Source organism: Streptomyces sp. NBC_00440 (genome assembly GCF_036014215.1).
GTDB lineage: Bacteria > Actinomycetota > Actinomycetes > Streptomycetales > Streptomycetaceae > Streptomyces.
Window position 1 is genome coordinate 1,395,261 of record NZ_CP107921.1, and the last position, 15,341, is coordinate 1,410,601.

Here is a 15,341-nt window from a genome sequence, read left to right on the forward strand (position 1 = left end):
GGGAAAGGCGCGCGAACGAGAGAGGGGGAGGTTCCATGGGGCTGTTCGACAGCATCCGCGGAGAATTCATTGACATCGTCGAGTGGACCGACGACAGCCGGGACACCATCGTGTGGCGATTCCCGCGTCATGACAACGAGATCAAGATGGGTGCCAGGCTCGTCGTGCGCGAGTCGCAGACGGCGGTCTTCGTCAACGAGGGCCGGATCGCGGACGTCTTCCAGCCCGGCACGTACACGCTGGAAACGCAGAACCTGCCGCTGCTCGCCACGCTGAAGGGCTGGAAGTACGGGTTCAACTCGCCGTTCAAGGCCGAGGTGTACTTCGTCACCACCCGTCAGTTCACCGACATGAAATGGGGCACGCAGAACCCCGTCATCGTCCGCGACCCCGAGTTCGGCATGGTGCGGCTCCGGGCCTTCGGCGCCTTCGCCGCGCGGGTGGTGGATCCGGCCGCGCTGCTGCGCGAACTGGCGGGCACCGACCCGCAGTTCCGCACCGAGGAGGTGCAGGAGTACCTGCGCCAGCTGATCGTCGGCAAGCTGGGCAGCGCGCTGGCCAACTCGGGTGTACCGATGCTGGATCTGGCGACCCAGCAGGACGCCATCGGCGTGAAGCTGGCGGGTGTGCTCACCCAGGAGCTGACGCCGGTCGGTATCGCGGTGCCCAAGTTCATCATCGAGAACATCTCGCTGCCGCCGGAGGTGGAGCAGGCCATCGACACCCGCTCCCGGATGGGCATCGCGGGCAATCTCGACCAGTACACCCAGTTCCAGGCGGCCGACGCGCTCGGCGCCGGTGCGCGGACCCCCGGCAGCGGTGTCGGCGAGGGCATGGGTCTGGGCCTCGGCATGGCCGCAGGTCAGCGGATGGCCGCAGGGCTCGCCCCGCAGCAGGCCGCTGCGGCGACCGCCCCTGCCGCGGCGCCCGCACCGGCGGCAGGTCCGCCGCCGCTGCCCGCGCAGGAGCAGTGGTTCGTCGGTGTCAACGGCGCCCAGCAGGGACCGTACGACAGCGCCGCGCTCAGCGGCCTGGTGGGCGCGGGCACCCTGACGCGCGAGACGCTCGTCTGGAAGGACGGGATGGCGGGCTGGCTCCCGGCCGACCAGGTGCCGGGGATCAGCAGACTCCTCGGGTCCGTTCCGCCGCCGTTCCCGCAGCAGGGCTGAGGCAGGGACGACGATGACCAGCAACGATCAGCCCTACGGCGCACCCACCGGACCGGCCGCGGATCCGTACGCCGGGGCCGCCGTGCCCGGGGCCGCTTCCCTCTCCTATCCGTGCCAGGCGTGCGGCGCCACCGTGGAGTTCGCTCCCGGCTCGGATGCGATGCGCTGCCCGTACTGCGGTCAGGAGCAGGCTGTCACCTCCGTGCCCCGCCAGGTGCGCGAGCACAGCTGGGACGAGCTGGCCACGCTCCCCGCCAAGCCGCGGGGCTCCGTGCCCGCCGGCGTGCGGGCGTATGTCTGCCCCGGCTGCGCCGCCCACACCGAGACCGACGACCTCTCCGCCCGCTGCCAGTTCTGTGCGACGGCGCTGGTCGCGGAGCCGGACGCCACCGAACGTGTGGCACCGGAGGCGGTGGTCCCGTTCGGTCTGGACCGCAACAACGCCCGTGAGGCGCTGCGCAAGTGGACGTCGTCCCGCTGGTTCGCCCCCTCCAGCCTGAAGAAGGTCAGCGAGGCGGAGACGTTCAAGGGCAGCTATCTGCCGCACTGGACGTATGACGCGGAGACGGTCTCCCACTACCGGGGCCAGCGTGGTCAGTACTACTACGTGACCGAGACGTACACCACGACGGAGAACGGTGAGAGTGTCACCAAGACCCGTGAGGTGCGGCACACCCGCTGGTTCGCGGCCTCCGGGACGGTCAGCCGGGACTTCGACGATGTGCTGGTCGCGGGGACCAACCACGTGGCCACGAAGCAGCTGGACAAGCTGACGCCCTGGCCGCTGGAGGAGGCCAAGCCCTTCCAGCCGGAGTACCTGGCCGGTTTCCAGACCGTGCGGTACGACGTGGAGCCCGAGGACGGGCTGGTGACGGCCAAGGAGCGGATGGCCGACGTCATCACGCGCGACTGCCGGTCCGACATCGGCGGGGACGAGCAGCGGGTGCACTCGGTGGACACCCGGTACTCCGGGCTCACCTTCAAGCTGATGCTGCTGCCCGTCTGGTTCCTGACCTATCTCTACGCGGGCAAGAGCTGGCAGGTCATGGTCAACGCACGGACCGCCGAGGTCATCGGCGAACGCCCGTACAGCAAGGGCAAGATCACCGCAGCGGTGGTGGCCGCTCTGGTCGTAATCGCGGCGATCGTCCTGGTGGTGGTCAGACAGCGGTGATCGTCCTGCTGGAGAGTGCTTGCCCCGTCGGGACGGGGCAAGCCTTGCCCGCCGCAGCACTAGCATTGCGGACCGTGACGGATGACGCTCCCCTGCTCGACGATCTGATGCCCTGGTCGGTGGGGTCCCCGCGGCTGGGGCGCGACTGGGTGGTGGCGCCCGACGCCCGTTCGCTGAGGGCACGCTGGGACACCCTGGTACGGGCCGACGGGCCGGAACGGGAGCGGCTGTTCCGCCCCACCAGGGCCAGGACGCCGGAGAGTTCCGTACCCGCGCTGCCGGGACAGCCCACCGGGACGGGCCGCTTCAGCCGTGAGTCGGGACCGTGTCCCGCACCGGTACGGCTCGGATGCGGCCCGTTCGACGAGCAGTGGCTGATCCCGGACCACCGGCTGCTGGACGCCGCCCGCCCGGAGCTGTGGCGGGTCGCCGACGAGCACCAGTTCTTCGCCGTCGAACAGGCCGGCGCCGCGGCAGACAGAGCGGCGCGGAGCAGCACGGCGGGAGACAGCACGGCCCAGGACGGCGGCCCGGCACTGCTGGTCTCCGCCGTGCTCCCGGACGGCCGTTCCCCGGCGGGCCGGGCCGGCCGGATCAGGCCGCTGCACCGCAGGCCCGGCGGGGCCGAGCCCAACATCGCGCCGGGGCTGGCGGATCTGCTCGCCTCGCGGTACGGGCAGGAGGTGACCGCCGAGCAGATACTCGCCTGGGCGGTGGCCGCCGCCGGTACGGCGCCCGGCGGGTGCGCCGTACCGCTGACCGCCGACCCGGAACTCTGGTCGTCCGGGACCGAACTGGGGCGGCGGTTGCTGCGGATCCAGTTGCGCGGGGCGCGCGGCGGCGACCGGCCCCGGCTGCCCGGTGGCCGCCGGCCCTATGTGCGGGCCGCCGTCCCGCCCCGGCCCGACGTTCTCACGTACGACCCCGGCGAGGAGGCCCTGCTGCTCGGCACCGGGCGTATCTCGCCGGTGCCCGCCGAGGCATGGGACTTCACCGTGGGCGGTGTGCGGGTGCTCGACCTCTGGTTCGGACGCAGGACCGCTGCGGCGCAGCCCGGCACCCTGGAGGCGCTGCGGCCGGCCGGCTGGCCCCCGGAGTGGAACTCCGAACTGCTGGAGCTGATCACCGTGCTGGCGCTGCTGGCCGGGCTCCGGTCCGGGCAGGGCGAGTTGCGGCGGAAGCTGGCGTCGGGCCCGCGCATCGGACGGGCCGAACTGGAAGCGGCAGGCGTCCTTCCGATACCTGCGGCGGCCCGCCGCCCCGCGTCGGTGCTCGATCACCACGAGGAGGGCCCGGAAGGCCAGTTCGCTCTGGTGTGACACCGCCGGGTGGGTCCGGAGCCCGGAGCAGACCGGCCTGCGGGCTGGGGAGGACCCACGGACGGGCCGGGCCTGCTGGGCAGGGTTGTGGAGACTCGGAGTTACGGAAGCTCAGGGTGCCGGGAAGTCAGGAGTGCGGAACCGGCGAACACACCGGCGCGCCACTGTGCGCCCCGGGAATGACGGGCGGGACGTGAGCAGCGCCGCACCGGGACGGTGTGGTCGCCCGGTCGTGGACCGGTCGTTCCTGTTCGGAGGTTTCAGCCGCGGCTGCCGAAGAGCGAGCGGCGCAGGCGTCGCAGCGGCGCGAAGAGCTTCACCCGTGCACCCCTGCCCGTCCTGGAGTGTGCGACGTCACGCGAGGTGAGCTCACGCATCAGGGACGTCGCTTCTGCCGACTCGCGCTGCGGGACCACAGGGCCGCCGAGCACCGAGAGATGGCGGTCGAGGCGCGAACTGGTCGCACCGCTTCCGCACGTAATCGCAGGCACTCGTGGCCTGCTGCGCACTGTTATCTGTTCCATGTCACTCCCCACCCGTACGAGGGCACCCGGCCCGGGGCACAGTAACCCTATCGCCCCTCGGAGGCACCCGTGTATCCCGGGCGCCGGATTCACCTCTGCCATACGGAGGTTGACGGTAACTCTCCGAATATATCTGGTTCCAGGGTGAGTTGACCGATCACGCTCCGTCCTGCCGGCAGGCGGACGGAGCCGGACGGAGGCCCTGGGACACAGGGCCTCCTCCCCCGTAAGGCGAGCTTCAGTCCTGCGCGGTGAGCACGGGCAGATAGCCGCCGGACTGGCCGGCTGCCGTGGGGTGGTAGGACTCGGTCAAATCGAGGATGTTCACGCTGTGCAGCCAGCTGTCGGACGAGCAGATCTCGTGTCCGGAGAAGGCGGAGGTGACATCACCGAACGCGAAGCCGTGGTCGGCGGCGCGCTTGGCGGTCACCGCGTTGAGGTGGTCGGACGCGGAGTTTATGGCGCCGCGCTCCTTCTCGCTCAGCCCGGCGATGCAGCTGCCGTTCAGCTGGTAGAAGCGCGGATAGCCGAGCACGACCACATGCGCGGAGGGGGACTTGGCGGAGATCGCCGAGTAGACCTTGTCCAGCAGGCCGGGCAGCGTCGAGTCGATGTACGTGTTGGCTGTCGCGAGAGCCGCGAGACAGGTCGCCTCGGACTTCAGCACACAGGTGGTCATGGTGTCGGCGAATCCCGCGTCGTTGCCGCCGATGGTGAGGGAGACCAGGCCGGTCGAGGAGTTCAGCGCGGAGAGCTGGCTGGAGAGAACGTCACTCGTACGAGCGCCCGAGCAGGCGACGAAGGCGAACGACGAGGGCGAGTGGGCCGCCGCCCACAGTTTCGGGTACGCGAGACTGCTGCGTTTGCAGTCCCCGCTCGAACTGTCATAGCTGCCGGATCCGACACCGGAGGAGTACGAGTCTCCGAGGGCCACATAGCTGGTGGATGCAGCCGGTTGGGCGGCCTGCGCCGCGCCCGCCCCGGTGAGGGCGAGTCCGACGGCGAGCAGTACAGAGGATGAGAAAGTCACAAATCTGGACAATTTCATGGAACCTCCTTGAGCGGGATTTCCGCCACGTCTGTCGTACCAGCTCAGGGCCACACTCTGGAAGTGTTCATGCCAAGTATTCGGCGCGTCGACGGCGCATGGACGGCGCACCGACGGCTTACGGTCGCCCGTCGTCAGTGAAGCCCGGCACTCGGCGGTTCCGGGCGTCAACAGCCCTGATTCACCCCTTCGGTGACACGGCCTCAGTGACCCGGACGGCCGTACGGCGGTCCCGCCGGGGAAGAACGCGTGGCACAAAGGGCGTGCACCGGCCGCGCCGGTGCCGGATCATGGGCGCATGTCCGCAAACCCTGAGGCATCCCTGCCGATCCGGCTCAACGTCGACGACAGCGACTCGCCGTCCGATGTCGTGGACGCGCTGTTCCTCGGCCGCTTCGCCACGGGCGAGCAGCCGTACTCGCACAGTTCCTCGATCGACCGTGTCAAGAAGGGACTCACCCTGGTGCCGCCGGGCGCGACCGTGCTGCGGGCGGCCCGGGACGACGACCGCAGCGCGACGCTCGCCGAGGGCGAGGGGTGGACGCTGCTCGTCTCGCGCTGGAACCGCGGCGCCGATGTCACCGTCACCGCGGTCAGTGAGGAGCTGGCGGCGAAGGTACTGAAGCAGTCGACGGACGACGCGCAGGACGAGCCCGAACCGCAGCCCGAGAACGTCCCCATGGGGTTCTGGTACGTCTCCCCGCGCCGCGGTCCGCACCGCACCACCCGGCAGATCGCGGCCGGCACCTGGGAGGAGGTGCGGGCCAACTACACCGCACCGGTGGCCGATGCGCTGGACGGCCTGATGAAGGTCACCCCGGACGACATCTCGGGCCGGCTGCTCCTGCTGCACGGCCCGCCCGGCACCGGGAAGACGTCGGCGCTGCGCACACTGGCCCGGTCCTGGCGCGACTGGTGCCAGGTGGACTGCGTGCTCGACCCGGAGCGGCTGTTCAACGACGTCGGCTATCTGATGGACATCGCCATCGGCGAGGACGACGGCTCGGCGAAGGGGCGCTGGCGGCTGCTGCTCCTCGAGGACTGCGACGAGCTGATCCGCGGCGAGGCCAAGCACACCGCGGGGCAGGCGCTGTCGCGGCTGCTGAACCTCACGGACGGGCTGCTGGGCCAGGGCCGCAATGTCCTGGTGGGCGTCACCACCAATGAGGACCTGGAGCGTCTGCACCCCGCCGTGGTGCGTCCGGGCCGCTGCCTGGCCCGGATCGAGGTCGGCCCGCTGACCCGCAAGGAATCGGCGGCGTGGCTGGGCACGGAGGAGGGCGTCGGCCGGGACGGCACGACGCTCGCGGAGCTGTACGCGCTGCGACGGGGTACGGGACCGGCGTCCGTACCCGCGCAGGAACGGGGCGTTGACGCGGGGCTGTACCTGTAGGGGGGCGCGCACCCCTGCCGGAGCTACTTCCCGTAGACCGCCCGCAGCGCGTCGTCGACCGCGGTGCGGGCCGCGTCCGGAGCGAGGCCCAGCCGCAGGACGCGCTCGGCGAAGGCCCGCGCCGCCTCCGCCGCTTCGCGTTCCGCCGCGTCACCGGCGGCCGCCACGAAGGTGCCGTTGCGTCCACGCGTCTCGATCACACCGTCCGCCTCCAGCGCCCGGTACGACTTGGCGACCGTGTTCGCAGCGAGGCCGAGCTCCTCGGCCAGCCCCCGTACCGTCGGCAGCCGGTACCCCGCGGGAAGCTTCCCCGAGCGCGCCTGTCCGGCGATCTGGGCCCTCAGCTGCTCGTACGGGGCGGTGGCGGCATCCGCGTCAATGGCGATCTTCAGAGTCACCCCGCGATTCTCCCCCACGGAGGGCCACCGTTCCGGCGGCACCCGGCCGAAAAGGGGAGGCGGCCCGCCGGGGTCCCCACGTAATCTGCGGCGGCAGCCGGGGCCGAGCGCCGACCGGCCGCCGTACAGTCCTGCTACGAGAGCGCTCGACGGAGGTACGGCATGTCGTCAGGGAGTCCGGCCGAGGTGACGGTCGTCCTGCGGAAGGCGGGCAGTACGAAGATCAGCTATCCGGCGACGGTGCTCTCCGACGACGGCACCCGGGTGACCGTCCGGGCGGAGTGGGCGGGTGCGGGCGTACGGGACTTCGGGTTCGTTCGGTTCGAACCCGGTGACGTGTTCACCGAGCACTACTGGCGCGACCGGTGGTACGCCGTCAAGGAGGTCCGCACCGGAGCCGGGGAGCTCAAGGGCTGGTACTGCGATGTGACCCGGCCGGCCGAGCTGCGCGAAGGCGAACTGGTCGTGGAGGACCTGGATCTCGACCTGTGGGTGTCGGTGGACGGGGCCGAGATTCTCCGGCTGGACGAGGACGAGTTCGAGGCGAGCGGTCTGGCCGGGCGCGACCCGGAGGCGGCACGGCAGGCCGTACAGGCTCTGGACGAGTTGGAACTGCTCGCCTCACGCGGCCAGTTGCCGCACGCCTGACCGGTACGGCGAAGCCGGGGGCCGGTGTCCGCCCGGCCCCCACCACCGCTTCCCAGGTACCCAGGCATCCCGGGCTGAAGGTGTCTCAGGTCAGCGCCACCAGGACATAGCGCTCGTCGTCGACCTCCTTGCCCCAGAGGGCCGGGTCGGCCGAGAGCAGTTCGTGGTGCACGGACTCGGTGAGCGGGTCCAGGGCCGCCATCAGCTGGCCCGCCGAGAGCCCGACGCCGCCCCAGACGCCCTCCACCAGGACCAGCCGGCCGCCCGGGTTGAGCAGGGAGCACCAGTGCTTGAGCGCCGCCTCGAAATCGGGGAGCAGCCACACCACATGGCGGGCCAGCACCACATCGAAGGTCCGCGCGCCGACGGGTGGCAGCGCCGCGTCGCCCACCAGTACCTCGGCGTCCGCACCGGCCAGTTTGGTACGCGCCTGCTCGGCCATCCGGGGTGAGAGGTCGACCGCGGTGACCCGGTGTCCCTGCTCGGCGGCGAGCAGGGACAGGCTGCCCGTGCCGCAGCCCACGTCGAGGACCGCGGCCCGCTCCCCCGGCAGCCATCTCTTCAGCCGTGCCGCCCATGCGTCGCGCACCCCGGGGTCGCGCAGGCCGTGGTCGGCCTCCTCGTCGAAGGTGTCGGCGGCGGCATCCCAGTTGATCGTCATGATCCGATGCTCTCAGCTCCCACCGACAATCCCGCTGATCACATGCCCGGCGAAACATACGTGTATCTCCGTGCGACGCTCGGGCAGTTCATGACCGTACGGCGGACGCGGCACGTGGATCTCCCTCTTCGGCGCGTCCGTATACAACTCCCCTCCAGCCCCGGGACGGGAGGGGAGACCGCGCCCTGCGCTCGCCGCCGTACCGGCGGGCTTGCCGGCCCCTAACCCACGGCGGAGGCGCAGGTGGTGGGGGTGGCGTGCGCGGGGTCGAGGGCGTTGGCGACCTCGTGGTAGGCGATCTTGTCGGTCAGGCCGATGGTGACGTGCTCGGAGAGGTCGGCCGCGCACTTGTCCTGGAGCAGCACGTTGTTGACGTCCGGGCCGCTGAGGAACTGGGTCTTGTAGGGAGTGACCACCTCGTCGTACTTGGTGGCGATGACGGTGTAGTGCACGCCGGGCACCGTGTCGGGCACCGAGTTGAGCTTGGTGACGAAGGGCGAGCCCGCGACCTGGTCGGTGAGGCCCGGTGCGCCCTTCGCGAGGATGTCGGCGGCGCCGGGGAAGTACGGCAGGAGCTTGGTGAGGCCCGACAGGGTGGTGCCGTGGTTGTCGGGGGCGATGCCGGTCATCGAGTTCACCTTGGCCGCGCCGCCGAGGAACTTGATGTAGTAGTTCGGCATCATGCCGCCCTGCGAGTGGCCGACGATGTCGGCCTTCGGGGTGCCGGTCGCCGCGAGCACCTTGTCGACGAACGTGGAGAGCTGGGCGGCCGACTGCTCGATCGGGGCGAGCCCGTCGAAGAGGGTTTCGCCGGGGAGTTGGCCGTAGTCGAGCGAGAAGACGCAGTAGCCGCGGTTGACCAGGTACGGGGCGAGTACCAGCCAGTTGTCGGCGGCGTTCCCGAAGGTGCCGGGGACGAGGACGACCGGCCGGGGGTGAGCGGCCGACGGTTTGCAGGAGTAGTTGTTCCAGCCGCTGCTGGGGGCGGCGGCCTGCGCCGTCGTAGCGGCGGGGACCGCGGCGGCGGTGACCGCCAGCGCCAGCGCGGGGAGGGCTCCGAGCGCACGCTTCCAGGGCATCATCGAGTGATCTCCTTGCGACTCAAGGGAGTGACGACGGACGTTCGCCCTGCGGCCCGGACCACCAGAGTGTTCTGCTCACGCCAAATTACGCGCGAGTAAGGTAGCGGGGGAAGTTACGCGTCAGTAAAGAACTGATGGAGGATCAGAAACTGATCTTCGCCGGTCACTGAACCTTCGCGGTCCGCTGATTTTCGCCGTTCGCTGATCTTCGCCGGTCACGGTACAGCGGACCGCCGTACGGACCTGCCCGCACGGCGCGTGTGTCGCCGGTCCTGCACCCCGAGCGTCCCCGGCACGATCGCCCCGGGTCCGAACCGTGCCCGCGCCCGGTCGGCGACCGCCTCGATGCGGCGTGCCTTGTCGTCGGCGGGGTCGAACATCAGCTGATGGGCGGCGTGCTCGGCCGGTGTCAGCCCCTCGGCGCGCAGCGCGATCGCGCGCACCCTGGCGCGCTGGAGCCCGAGCGCGTCATGAATCGCGTACGCCGCGGCGGTGAGCGCCGCCGAGTGCGCGGTCCGCTCGTGCAAGGTGCGGCCGCGAGTGGTGGTGGACCGGTCGGCGTACCGCACGGTGAGCGTCAGCGAGCCGCACACCTGTCCCTCGCGACGCATCCGGCTGCCCAGTTCCTCAGTGAGCGAGAGCAGGGCCCCGCGCTGCCGGTCGCGGTCCAGTTCGTCGCGGGGGAAGGACCGTTCGGACGAGACCGACCGGGCAGCGGCGTTCGGCACGACCCGCGTACGGTCGATGCCGCGCGCCCGTTCCTGGAGTTCGCGCCCGGCGCGCGCTCCGGCGATCCGCTGGAGGGTGGCGAGGGGCGCGGCGGCGATCCTGTCGATGGAGTCGAGTCCGTACGAGCAGAGAATGCGGGCCAGCTTCGGCCCGACCCCCTGGAGCGCGGCGGCGGGTTTGTCCGCGAGGAACGTCCGGGCGTCACCGGCCACCAGGGTCGTTCCCGGCCGGGCCTCCCGTGCGGCCATCCGGGCCAGCAGCGGATTGGCGCCCACCCCGATCGCGCAGTCGAGACCGTGGTGGGCGAGCGCGCGCACCCGCAGCAGCGCGGCGAGTTCGGTGGCGCTCCGCCCGAAGTACCGCTGTGCGCCGCCGACATCGATGAGCGCGGAGTCGGGCGGGAACGCCTGGACCACCGGGGTGAGGTCCTCGATCAGGCCGAGCGGCAGGGCCTCGGGCGTGAACCGTACGGAGAGGATCATCCCGCGCTCCCCTGGCTGGAGTGCCAGAGCTTGCGCCCGGTGGCGTTCGGGTCCCCGGCGGGCCTGAGGTCCGCCCAGGGGTTCATCTCGTAGCCGGTGGAGAGCTGGATGCGCCGGCCGTTGTCGCCCGTCCCGTCCTTTCCATCCGCCCCGTCCCTTCCGTCCGGTGCGGGCGTGGCCAGGGCGGCGGCGACGGCATCGAGACCGCCGGTACGCCGCAGTTCGACCAGATCGGCCAGGTTCCAGGCCGCCGAGCCGACCACGCTGAGGCTGCGCGGCCCGCGCCGCTGCACCACTCCGCGTACCAGCAGCAGCCAGGAGTGGAAGACGGTGTACGCGCACGTGGCATGGCTGTCGTCGAAGAAGGCGAGGTCGACCAGGCCCGTGCCGTCGTCCAGGGTGGTGAAGACGACCCGGCGCCCGGAACGTATCGGCGGGGTCTGGGTGGCGGCCTTGGCGCCCGCGACCAGGACGCTCTGCCCGTGCTCGGCGGAGCGCAGCCGCCGGGCGGAGAGCGCGCCCAGTTCCTTCAGGAAGGCGTAGTGGTCCTCCATCAGATGGCGCGACGAGTCCATGCCGAGGATGCCGAGTTCGGCGCTGAGCCGCTCGGCGTCGCTGAGGTCGGGCAGTCCGGCCGGTGCCGTCCTCCGCCCTTCCCCCAGGGCGAGTTGGCCGCTGTGCGCGGATCCGCTGCGGCCCGCGTGCAGTTCGGAGATGTGCAGCAGCAGATCCCGGCGGTTCGCGCCGAACGCGTCCAGCGCGCCGACCTGGGCGAGCCGCTGGGCGACCGGCTTCCCCGGCCGGGCGCGCTGCCAGAAGTCCAGCAGCGAGGAGTAGGGCCGGCCCGTCTCGATCCGTGCGGCCTCGGCCTCGCTGATGCCGTGGACATCGGAGAGCGCGAGCCGGACACCGAAAGTACCGGACACCAGTTCGATACGGTGAGCGACCGCCGACCGGTTCACATCCAGCGGCAGCACCGGGACCCCGCGCCGCCGTGCGTCCGCCAGCAGCAGCCGCTTCGGATACATCCCGGGGTCGTGGGTGAGCAGCCCCGCGTAGAAGGCAGCGGGGTGGTGTGCCTTGAGCCAGGCGGACTGGTACGTCGGCACGGCGAAGGCCACCGCGTGCGCCTTGCAGAAGCCGTACGCGCCGAACGCCTCGACGATCTCCCAGGTGTGCGCGGTGACTTCGGGCGCATAACCGCGCTCCGCCGTCGCCCCGGCGAACCAGGCGCGGATCCGCCCCTGCCACTCGGGGTCGGACAGCCGGCGCCGCGCCTGGTCCGCCTCGTCCCGGCCGCAGCCCGTCATGATCCGCAGGATCTCGATGATCTGCTCGTGGAAGACGACGACCCCGTACGTGCCGCTCAGCGCCTCCGCCAGATCGGGGTGCGGGAAGCGCACCGGCGCGCGGCCGTGCCGGGCTTCGATGAAGGGCCGCACCATGTCGGCCGCGACCGGCCCGGGCCGGAACAGCGAGATGTCGACGACCAGATCGTCGAAGGTGGCCGGCTGCAGCCGCCCCACCAGGTCGCGCTGGCCCGGCGATTCGATCTGGAAGCAGCCCAGCGTCTCGGTGGAGCGGATGAGCGCGTACGTCGCGGGGTCGCCCGCCGGCACCTGTGCGGGGTCGTCCAGGTCGAGGTGCTCCCCCGTGGCCCGGCCGATCTCGGCGACGGCGTGGGCCATCGCGGACTGCATCCGCACCCCCAGCACATCGAGCTTGAGCAGCCCCAGGTCCTCCACGTCCTCCTTGTCGAACTGGGACATGGGAAAGCCTTCGCCGCTGGTCGGCATCACCGGCGTGCGCCGCAGCAGGGAGGCATCGGAGAGCAGCACCCCGCACGGGTGCATGGCGATTCCGCGCGGCAGCGCGTCGAGCCCCTCGACCAGCTCCCACAGCCGTCCGTACTTCCCGCCGCCCTGCTCCGACTCCTCGGCCACGGCGCGCAGTTCGGGCAGCTCCGCCAGCGCGGCGCGGGCGTCGCGGGCGCGGATGTGCGGGAAGGCCTTGGCGAGCCGGTCGGTCTCCGCCGGGTCCATGGACAGGGCGGCGCCCACGTCCCGTATCGCATGGCGCACCCGGTAGGTCTCCGGCATGGCCACGGTGGCGACCCGCTCGGCACCGAAGCGGCCGATGATCGCGCGGTAGACGTCGAGCCTGCGGGCCGACTCGACGTCGATGTCGATGTCGGGCAGCGCGAGCCTGCGCCGGGAGAGGAAGCGCTCCATCAGCAGCCCGTGCTCGACGGGGTCCGCGTTGGCGATGCCCAGCAGATGGTTGACGAGGGACCCCGCGCCGGAGCCGCGGGCCGCGACCCGGATGCCCATCTCCTTCACGTCGTCCACGACCCGGGCGACGGTCAGGAAGTACGAGGCGTGGCCGTGGAAGGCGATGATGTCCAGCTCGTGGTGCAGCCGCTCCCAGTACTCACGTCTGCGGTCGTAGCCGCGCAGCACCATGCCGGCGGCGCTGCGGGAGGCGAGCACGCGCTGGGCGGTGCGGTGCGCGGCGCCGACGAGGCGCGGCTCGGGGAAGTGGACGGTACCCATACCGAGGTCGTCCTCGGCGTCGACGCTGCACGAGGCGGCCAGGGACTGGGTCTCGTCGATCAGCCGGTGCGCGGTGTCCCGGCGGAAGCCCGCCGCCTCGGCGATCCGCTCGGCGGTGCGGAACATCTCACCGGCGTCCTTGAGCCAGCGCTCACCGCTGTCGAGGCCCTTGCGCGGGTCGACGGGCACCAGCCTGCGGGCGGCGTCGAGGACGTCGGCGACGGGGCCCTGCCCCTGGTCGGCGTAGCGGACCGCGTTGGTCAGTACGGGGCGTACGCCCTGCTCGGCGGCGAAGCCGAGCGTGCGGGCGGCGAGTCTGAGCGAGCCGGGCCCTGTGCCGCTCAGCCCGTGGTGGACCGCTTCGAGGCGGAGCGCGTCGCCGTGGACCTCCCGCCAGGGTCCGAGCAGGACGGCGGCCCGGTCCGGGCGGCCTGCGGCGAGCGCCCGGCCGACGTCGGAGTCCGGGCCGAGCAGGACGGCGAGACCGTCCCCGTGGTTCTCGTCCCAGGGCAGCAGGGGCCGGTCCCCGTCCGCGTGGGCCGCGGTGACCAGCCGGCACAGGGCCGCCCAGCCCTCCGCGCCGTCCCGGGCGAGGAAGGTCGCGCGGGGCACGGACTCGTCGACGAACACCCCGCCGCGCACGGGGGCGCGCATCCGGTGCGTGGGGCCCTCGGCGCGCGCCCGCCCGCCGACCGCGAGCCGCGCCCCGAACAGCGGCCGCACCCCGGCCGCGGCGCACGCCTTGGCGAAGCGGACGGTGCCCGCGAGGGTGTCCCGGTCGGTCAGCGCGATGGCGTCCATGCCCCGCTCGGCGGCCCGCTCGGCGAGCCGTTCCGGGTGGGAGGCCCCGTACCGCAGGGAGAACCCCGAGACGGTGTGGAGATGCGTGAAACCGGGCATCCGCCGCACCTCCTGCTCCGATGGTCCAGTCCGTTCCTGACCCCCTTCTCCACCATAGACCACTTTCGAATACTTGTGCGATTAACGGCGCGTCAGCCATTCGGGCCCGCCCCACCTGCGTAAACACCGGCTCTACCGGACCGTGGGGCCATGACTTTTCTGGACGAGATGAAGACCGCTGTCACTCCGCGCGCGGCGCTGCTCGTCATCGGCACGCTGGTGCTTCAGCTGCTGTTCATCGCGTCCTATGTGGGCGCTCTGCACAATCCCCGGCCGAAGGACGTCCCCTTCGGGGTCGTCGCGCCCGCGCAGGCGGGCCCGCGGCTGGTCAGTGAACTCAAGGGACTCCCCGGCGGGCCGCTGGACCCGCGTACGGTCGCCGACGCGGCCGATGCCCGGCAGAAGATCCTGAACCGTGATCTCGACGGCGCCCTGATCGTCCGCCCCGGTGGTTCGAAGGACACGCTCCTGGTCGCGTCCGGCGGCGGGACCGTGCTGTCCTCGTCGCTCGACCGGATCATCACCGGCGTGGAGAAGACACAGCGGCGGAGCGTGCGGACCGTCGACGTGGCACCGGCGTCGGCCCAGGACTTCGACGGTCTCTCCGCGTTCTACCTGGTCGTCGGATGGTGCGTCGGCGGCTACCTCTGCGCGTCGATCCTGGCCATCAGTGCGGGCTCCCGGGCCGCCAACGGACGGCGCGCCGCGCTCAGGCTCATCACCATGGCGCTCTACTCGGTCCTGGGCGGGCTGGGGGGCGCGGTCATCGTCGGCCCGGTGCTCGGCGCCCTGCCCGGCAGCGTCCTGGCGCTCTGGGGTCTCGGCGCGCTGGTCGTCTTCGGGGTCGGCGCGATCACTCTCGCCCTGCAGGCGCTCACCGGCATCGTGGGGATCGGCCTGGCCGTCCTGCTGGTGGTGGTCGCGGGCAACCCGAGCGCGGGCGGCGCCTTCCCGCTGCCGATGCTGCCGCCGTTCTGGCACGCGATCGGCCCCTGGCTGCCCCCGGGCGCGGGCACCTGGACGGCGCGCTCCATCGCGTACTTCAGGGGCAACTCCGTCACCGGGCCGCTGCTGGTGCTCTCCGGCTGGGCGGTGGTGGGCACGGTGATCACGCTCTCCATGTCCACGCTCCGCAGGAGGCCGGCCGTCGCCCCGGAGCCACGGGAGACGCCCCGGGCCTGAGGGCGGAGCCGGGGGCGGCCCCACGGCAGAGGCCCGGCCCGTCACGAGGACGGGCCGGGCCCTGTTGCTGTTCGCAGGAC

General features: G+C 71.7%; 12 protein-coding genes and 1 pseudogene. 6 read left to right on the forward strand and 7 right to left on the reverse strand.

Annotated features, from left to right (window positions below; all coding sequences use genetic code 11):
* The first annotated feature begins 35 nt into the window (after positions 1–35).
* From OHB13_RS06280 to OHB13_RS06290, 3 genes are all read left to right on the forward strand, one after another.
* On the forward strand, positions 36–1,169 hold the full coding sequence (locus tag OHB13_RS06280; protein WP_328376160.1) for an SPFH domain-containing protein: 1,134 nt from the start codon (positions 36–38) through the stop codon (positions 1,167–1,169).
* A gap of 13 nt (positions 1,170–1,182) precedes the next feature.
* Entirely contained in the window at positions 1,183–2,343 is a 1,161-nt protein-coding gene (locus tag OHB13_RS06285; RefSeq protein WP_328376162.1) for a hypothetical protein, read from the forward strand.
* Between the two features lie 107 nt (positions 2,344–2,450).
* On the forward strand, positions 2,451–3,662 hold the full coding sequence (locus OHB13_RS06290; protein ID WP_328380224.1) for a type ISP restriction/modification enzyme: 1,212 nt from the start codon (positions 2,451–2,453) through the stop codon (positions 3,660–3,662).
* 260 nt (positions 3,663–3,922) lie between these two features.
* Here the strand turns inward: OHB13_RS06290 and OHB13_RS06295 are convergent, their stop codons facing one another.
* Together OHB13_RS06295 and OHB13_RS06300 are read right to left on the reverse strand one after the other, a co-directional pair.
* On the reverse strand, positions 3,923–4,186 hold the full coding sequence (locus OHB13_RS06295; protein WP_164267539.1) for a hypothetical protein: 264 nt from the start codon (positions 4,184–4,186) through the stop codon (positions 3,923–3,925).
* Positions 4,187–4,424: 238 nt separating this feature from the next.
* Positions 4,425–5,234, reverse strand: a complete 810-nt coding sequence (locus OHB13_RS06300) for an SGNH/GDSL hydrolase family protein (protein WP_266858528.1) — start codon at positions 5,232–5,234, stop codon at positions 4,425–4,427.
* A 298-nt stretch (positions 5,235–5,532) separates the two neighbouring features.
* Here OHB13_RS06300 and OHB13_RS06305 point away from each other — a divergent pair, with 298 nt between their 5' ends.
* Positions 5,533–6,627, forward strand: coding sequence for a DUF5925 domain-containing protein (locus tag OHB13_RS06305; protein ID WP_266858526.1), 1,095 nt, complete (start codon positions 5,533–5,535; stop codon positions 6,625–6,627).
* A gap of 23 nt (positions 6,628–6,650) precedes the next feature.
* Here the strand turns inward: OHB13_RS06305 and OHB13_RS06310 are convergent, their stop codons facing one another.
* Positions 6,651–7,025: a GntR family transcriptional regulator gene (locus tag OHB13_RS06310; RefSeq protein WP_266858524.1), complete on the reverse strand. Its 375-nt coding sequence runs from the start codon at positions 7,023–7,025 to the stop codon at positions 6,651–6,653.
* A 162-nt stretch (positions 7,026–7,187) separates the two neighbouring features.
* Between OHB13_RS06310 and OHB13_RS06315 the strand changes: the two genes are divergently transcribed.
* Complete coding sequence (locus OHB13_RS06315; RefSeq protein ID WP_328376166.1) at positions 7,188–7,673, forward strand: DUF402 domain-containing protein; 486 nt, start codon at positions 7,188–7,190, stop codon at positions 7,671–7,673.
* A 94-nt stretch (positions 7,674–7,767) separates the two neighbouring features.
* Here the strand turns inward: OHB13_RS06315 and OHB13_RS06320 are convergent.
* From OHB13_RS06320 to OHB13_RS06335, 4 genes and pseudogenes are all read right to left on the reverse strand, one after another.
* Positions 7,768–8,337: pseudogene (locus OHB13_RS06320) on the reverse strand (class I SAM-dependent methyltransferase); the annotation flags it as partial.
* 218 nt (positions 8,338–8,555) lie between these two features.
* Positions 8,556–9,416 (reverse strand): esterase/lipase family protein, encoded by an 861-nt coding sequence (locus OHB13_RS06325; RefSeq protein WP_266858522.1) that lies wholly within the window; start codon positions 9,414–9,416, stop codon positions 8,556–8,558.
* Positions 9,417–9,631: 215 nt separating this feature from the next.
* Positions 9,632–10,627, reverse strand: coding sequence for a DNA polymerase Y family protein (locus OHB13_RS06330; protein WP_328376168.1), 996 nt, complete (start codon positions 10,625–10,627; stop codon positions 9,632–9,634).
* Positions 10,624–14,079, reverse strand: coding sequence for a DNA polymerase III subunit alpha (locus OHB13_RS06335; protein ID WP_328376170.1), 3,456 nt, complete (start codon positions 14,077–14,079; stop codon positions 10,624–10,626). Before OHB13_RS06335 ends, OHB13_RS06330 begins: the two co-directional genes overlap by 4 nt.
* 150 nt (positions 14,080–14,229) lie before the next feature.
* On the opposite strand from OHB13_RS06335, the gene OHB13_RS06340 reads away from it, so the two are divergent.
* Complete coding sequence (locus OHB13_RS06340) at positions 14,230–15,261, forward strand: DUF3533 domain-containing protein (RefSeq protein WP_328376172.1); 1,032 nt, start codon at positions 14,230–14,232, stop codon at positions 15,259–15,261.
* Positions 15,262–15,341 lie beyond the last annotated feature (80 nt).

What these genes read in the sequence shown, in the direction of transcription:
- OHB13_RS06325 (WP_266858522.1), bottom strand. Translation starts at nt 9,416, where the DNA reads ATGATGCCCTGGAAGCGTGCGCTCGGAGCCCTCCCCGCGCTGGCGCTG.
- OHB13_RS06290 (WP_328380224.1), top strand. Translation starts at nt 2,451, where the DNA reads ATGCCCTGGTCGGTGGGGTCCCCGCGGCTGGGGCGCGACTGGGTGGTG.
- OHB13_RS06335 (WP_328376170.1), bottom strand. Translation starts at nt 14,079, where the DNA reads ATGCCCGGTTTCACGCATCTCCACACCGTCTCGGGGTTCTCCCTGCGG.
- OHB13_RS06340 (WP_328376172.1), top strand. Translation starts at nt 14,230, where the DNA reads ATGACTTTTCTGGACGAGATGAAGACCGCTGTCACTCCGCGCGCGGCG.
- OHB13_RS06315 (WP_328376166.1), top strand. Translation starts at nt 7,188, where the DNA reads ATGTCGTCAGGGAGTCCGGCCGAGGTGACGGTCGTCCTGCGGAAGGCG.
- OHB13_RS06330 (WP_328376168.1), bottom strand. Translation starts at nt 10,627, where the DNA reads ATGATCCTCTCCGTACGGTTCACGCCCGAGGCCCTGCCGCTCGGCCTG.
- OHB13_RS06285 (WP_328376162.1), top strand. Translation starts at nt 1,183, where the DNA reads ATGACCAGCAACGATCAGCCCTACGGCGCACCCACCGGACCGGCCGCG.
- OHB13_RS06280 (WP_328376160.1), top strand. Translation starts at nt 36, where the DNA reads ATGGGGCTGTTCGACAGCATCCGCGGAGAATTCATTGACATCGTCGAG.
- OHB13_RS06300 (WP_266858528.1), bottom strand. Translation starts at nt 5,234, where the DNA reads ATGAAATTGTCCAGATTTGTGACTTTCTCATCCTCTGTACTGCTCGCC.
- OHB13_RS06295 (WP_164267539.1), bottom strand. Translation starts at nt 4,186, where the DNA reads ATGGAACAGATAACAGTGCGCAGCAGGCCACGAGTGCCTGCGATTACG.
- OHB13_RS06305 (WP_266858526.1), top strand. Translation starts at nt 5,533, where the DNA reads ATGTCCGCAAACCCTGAGGCATCCCTGCCGATCCGGCTCAACGTCGAC.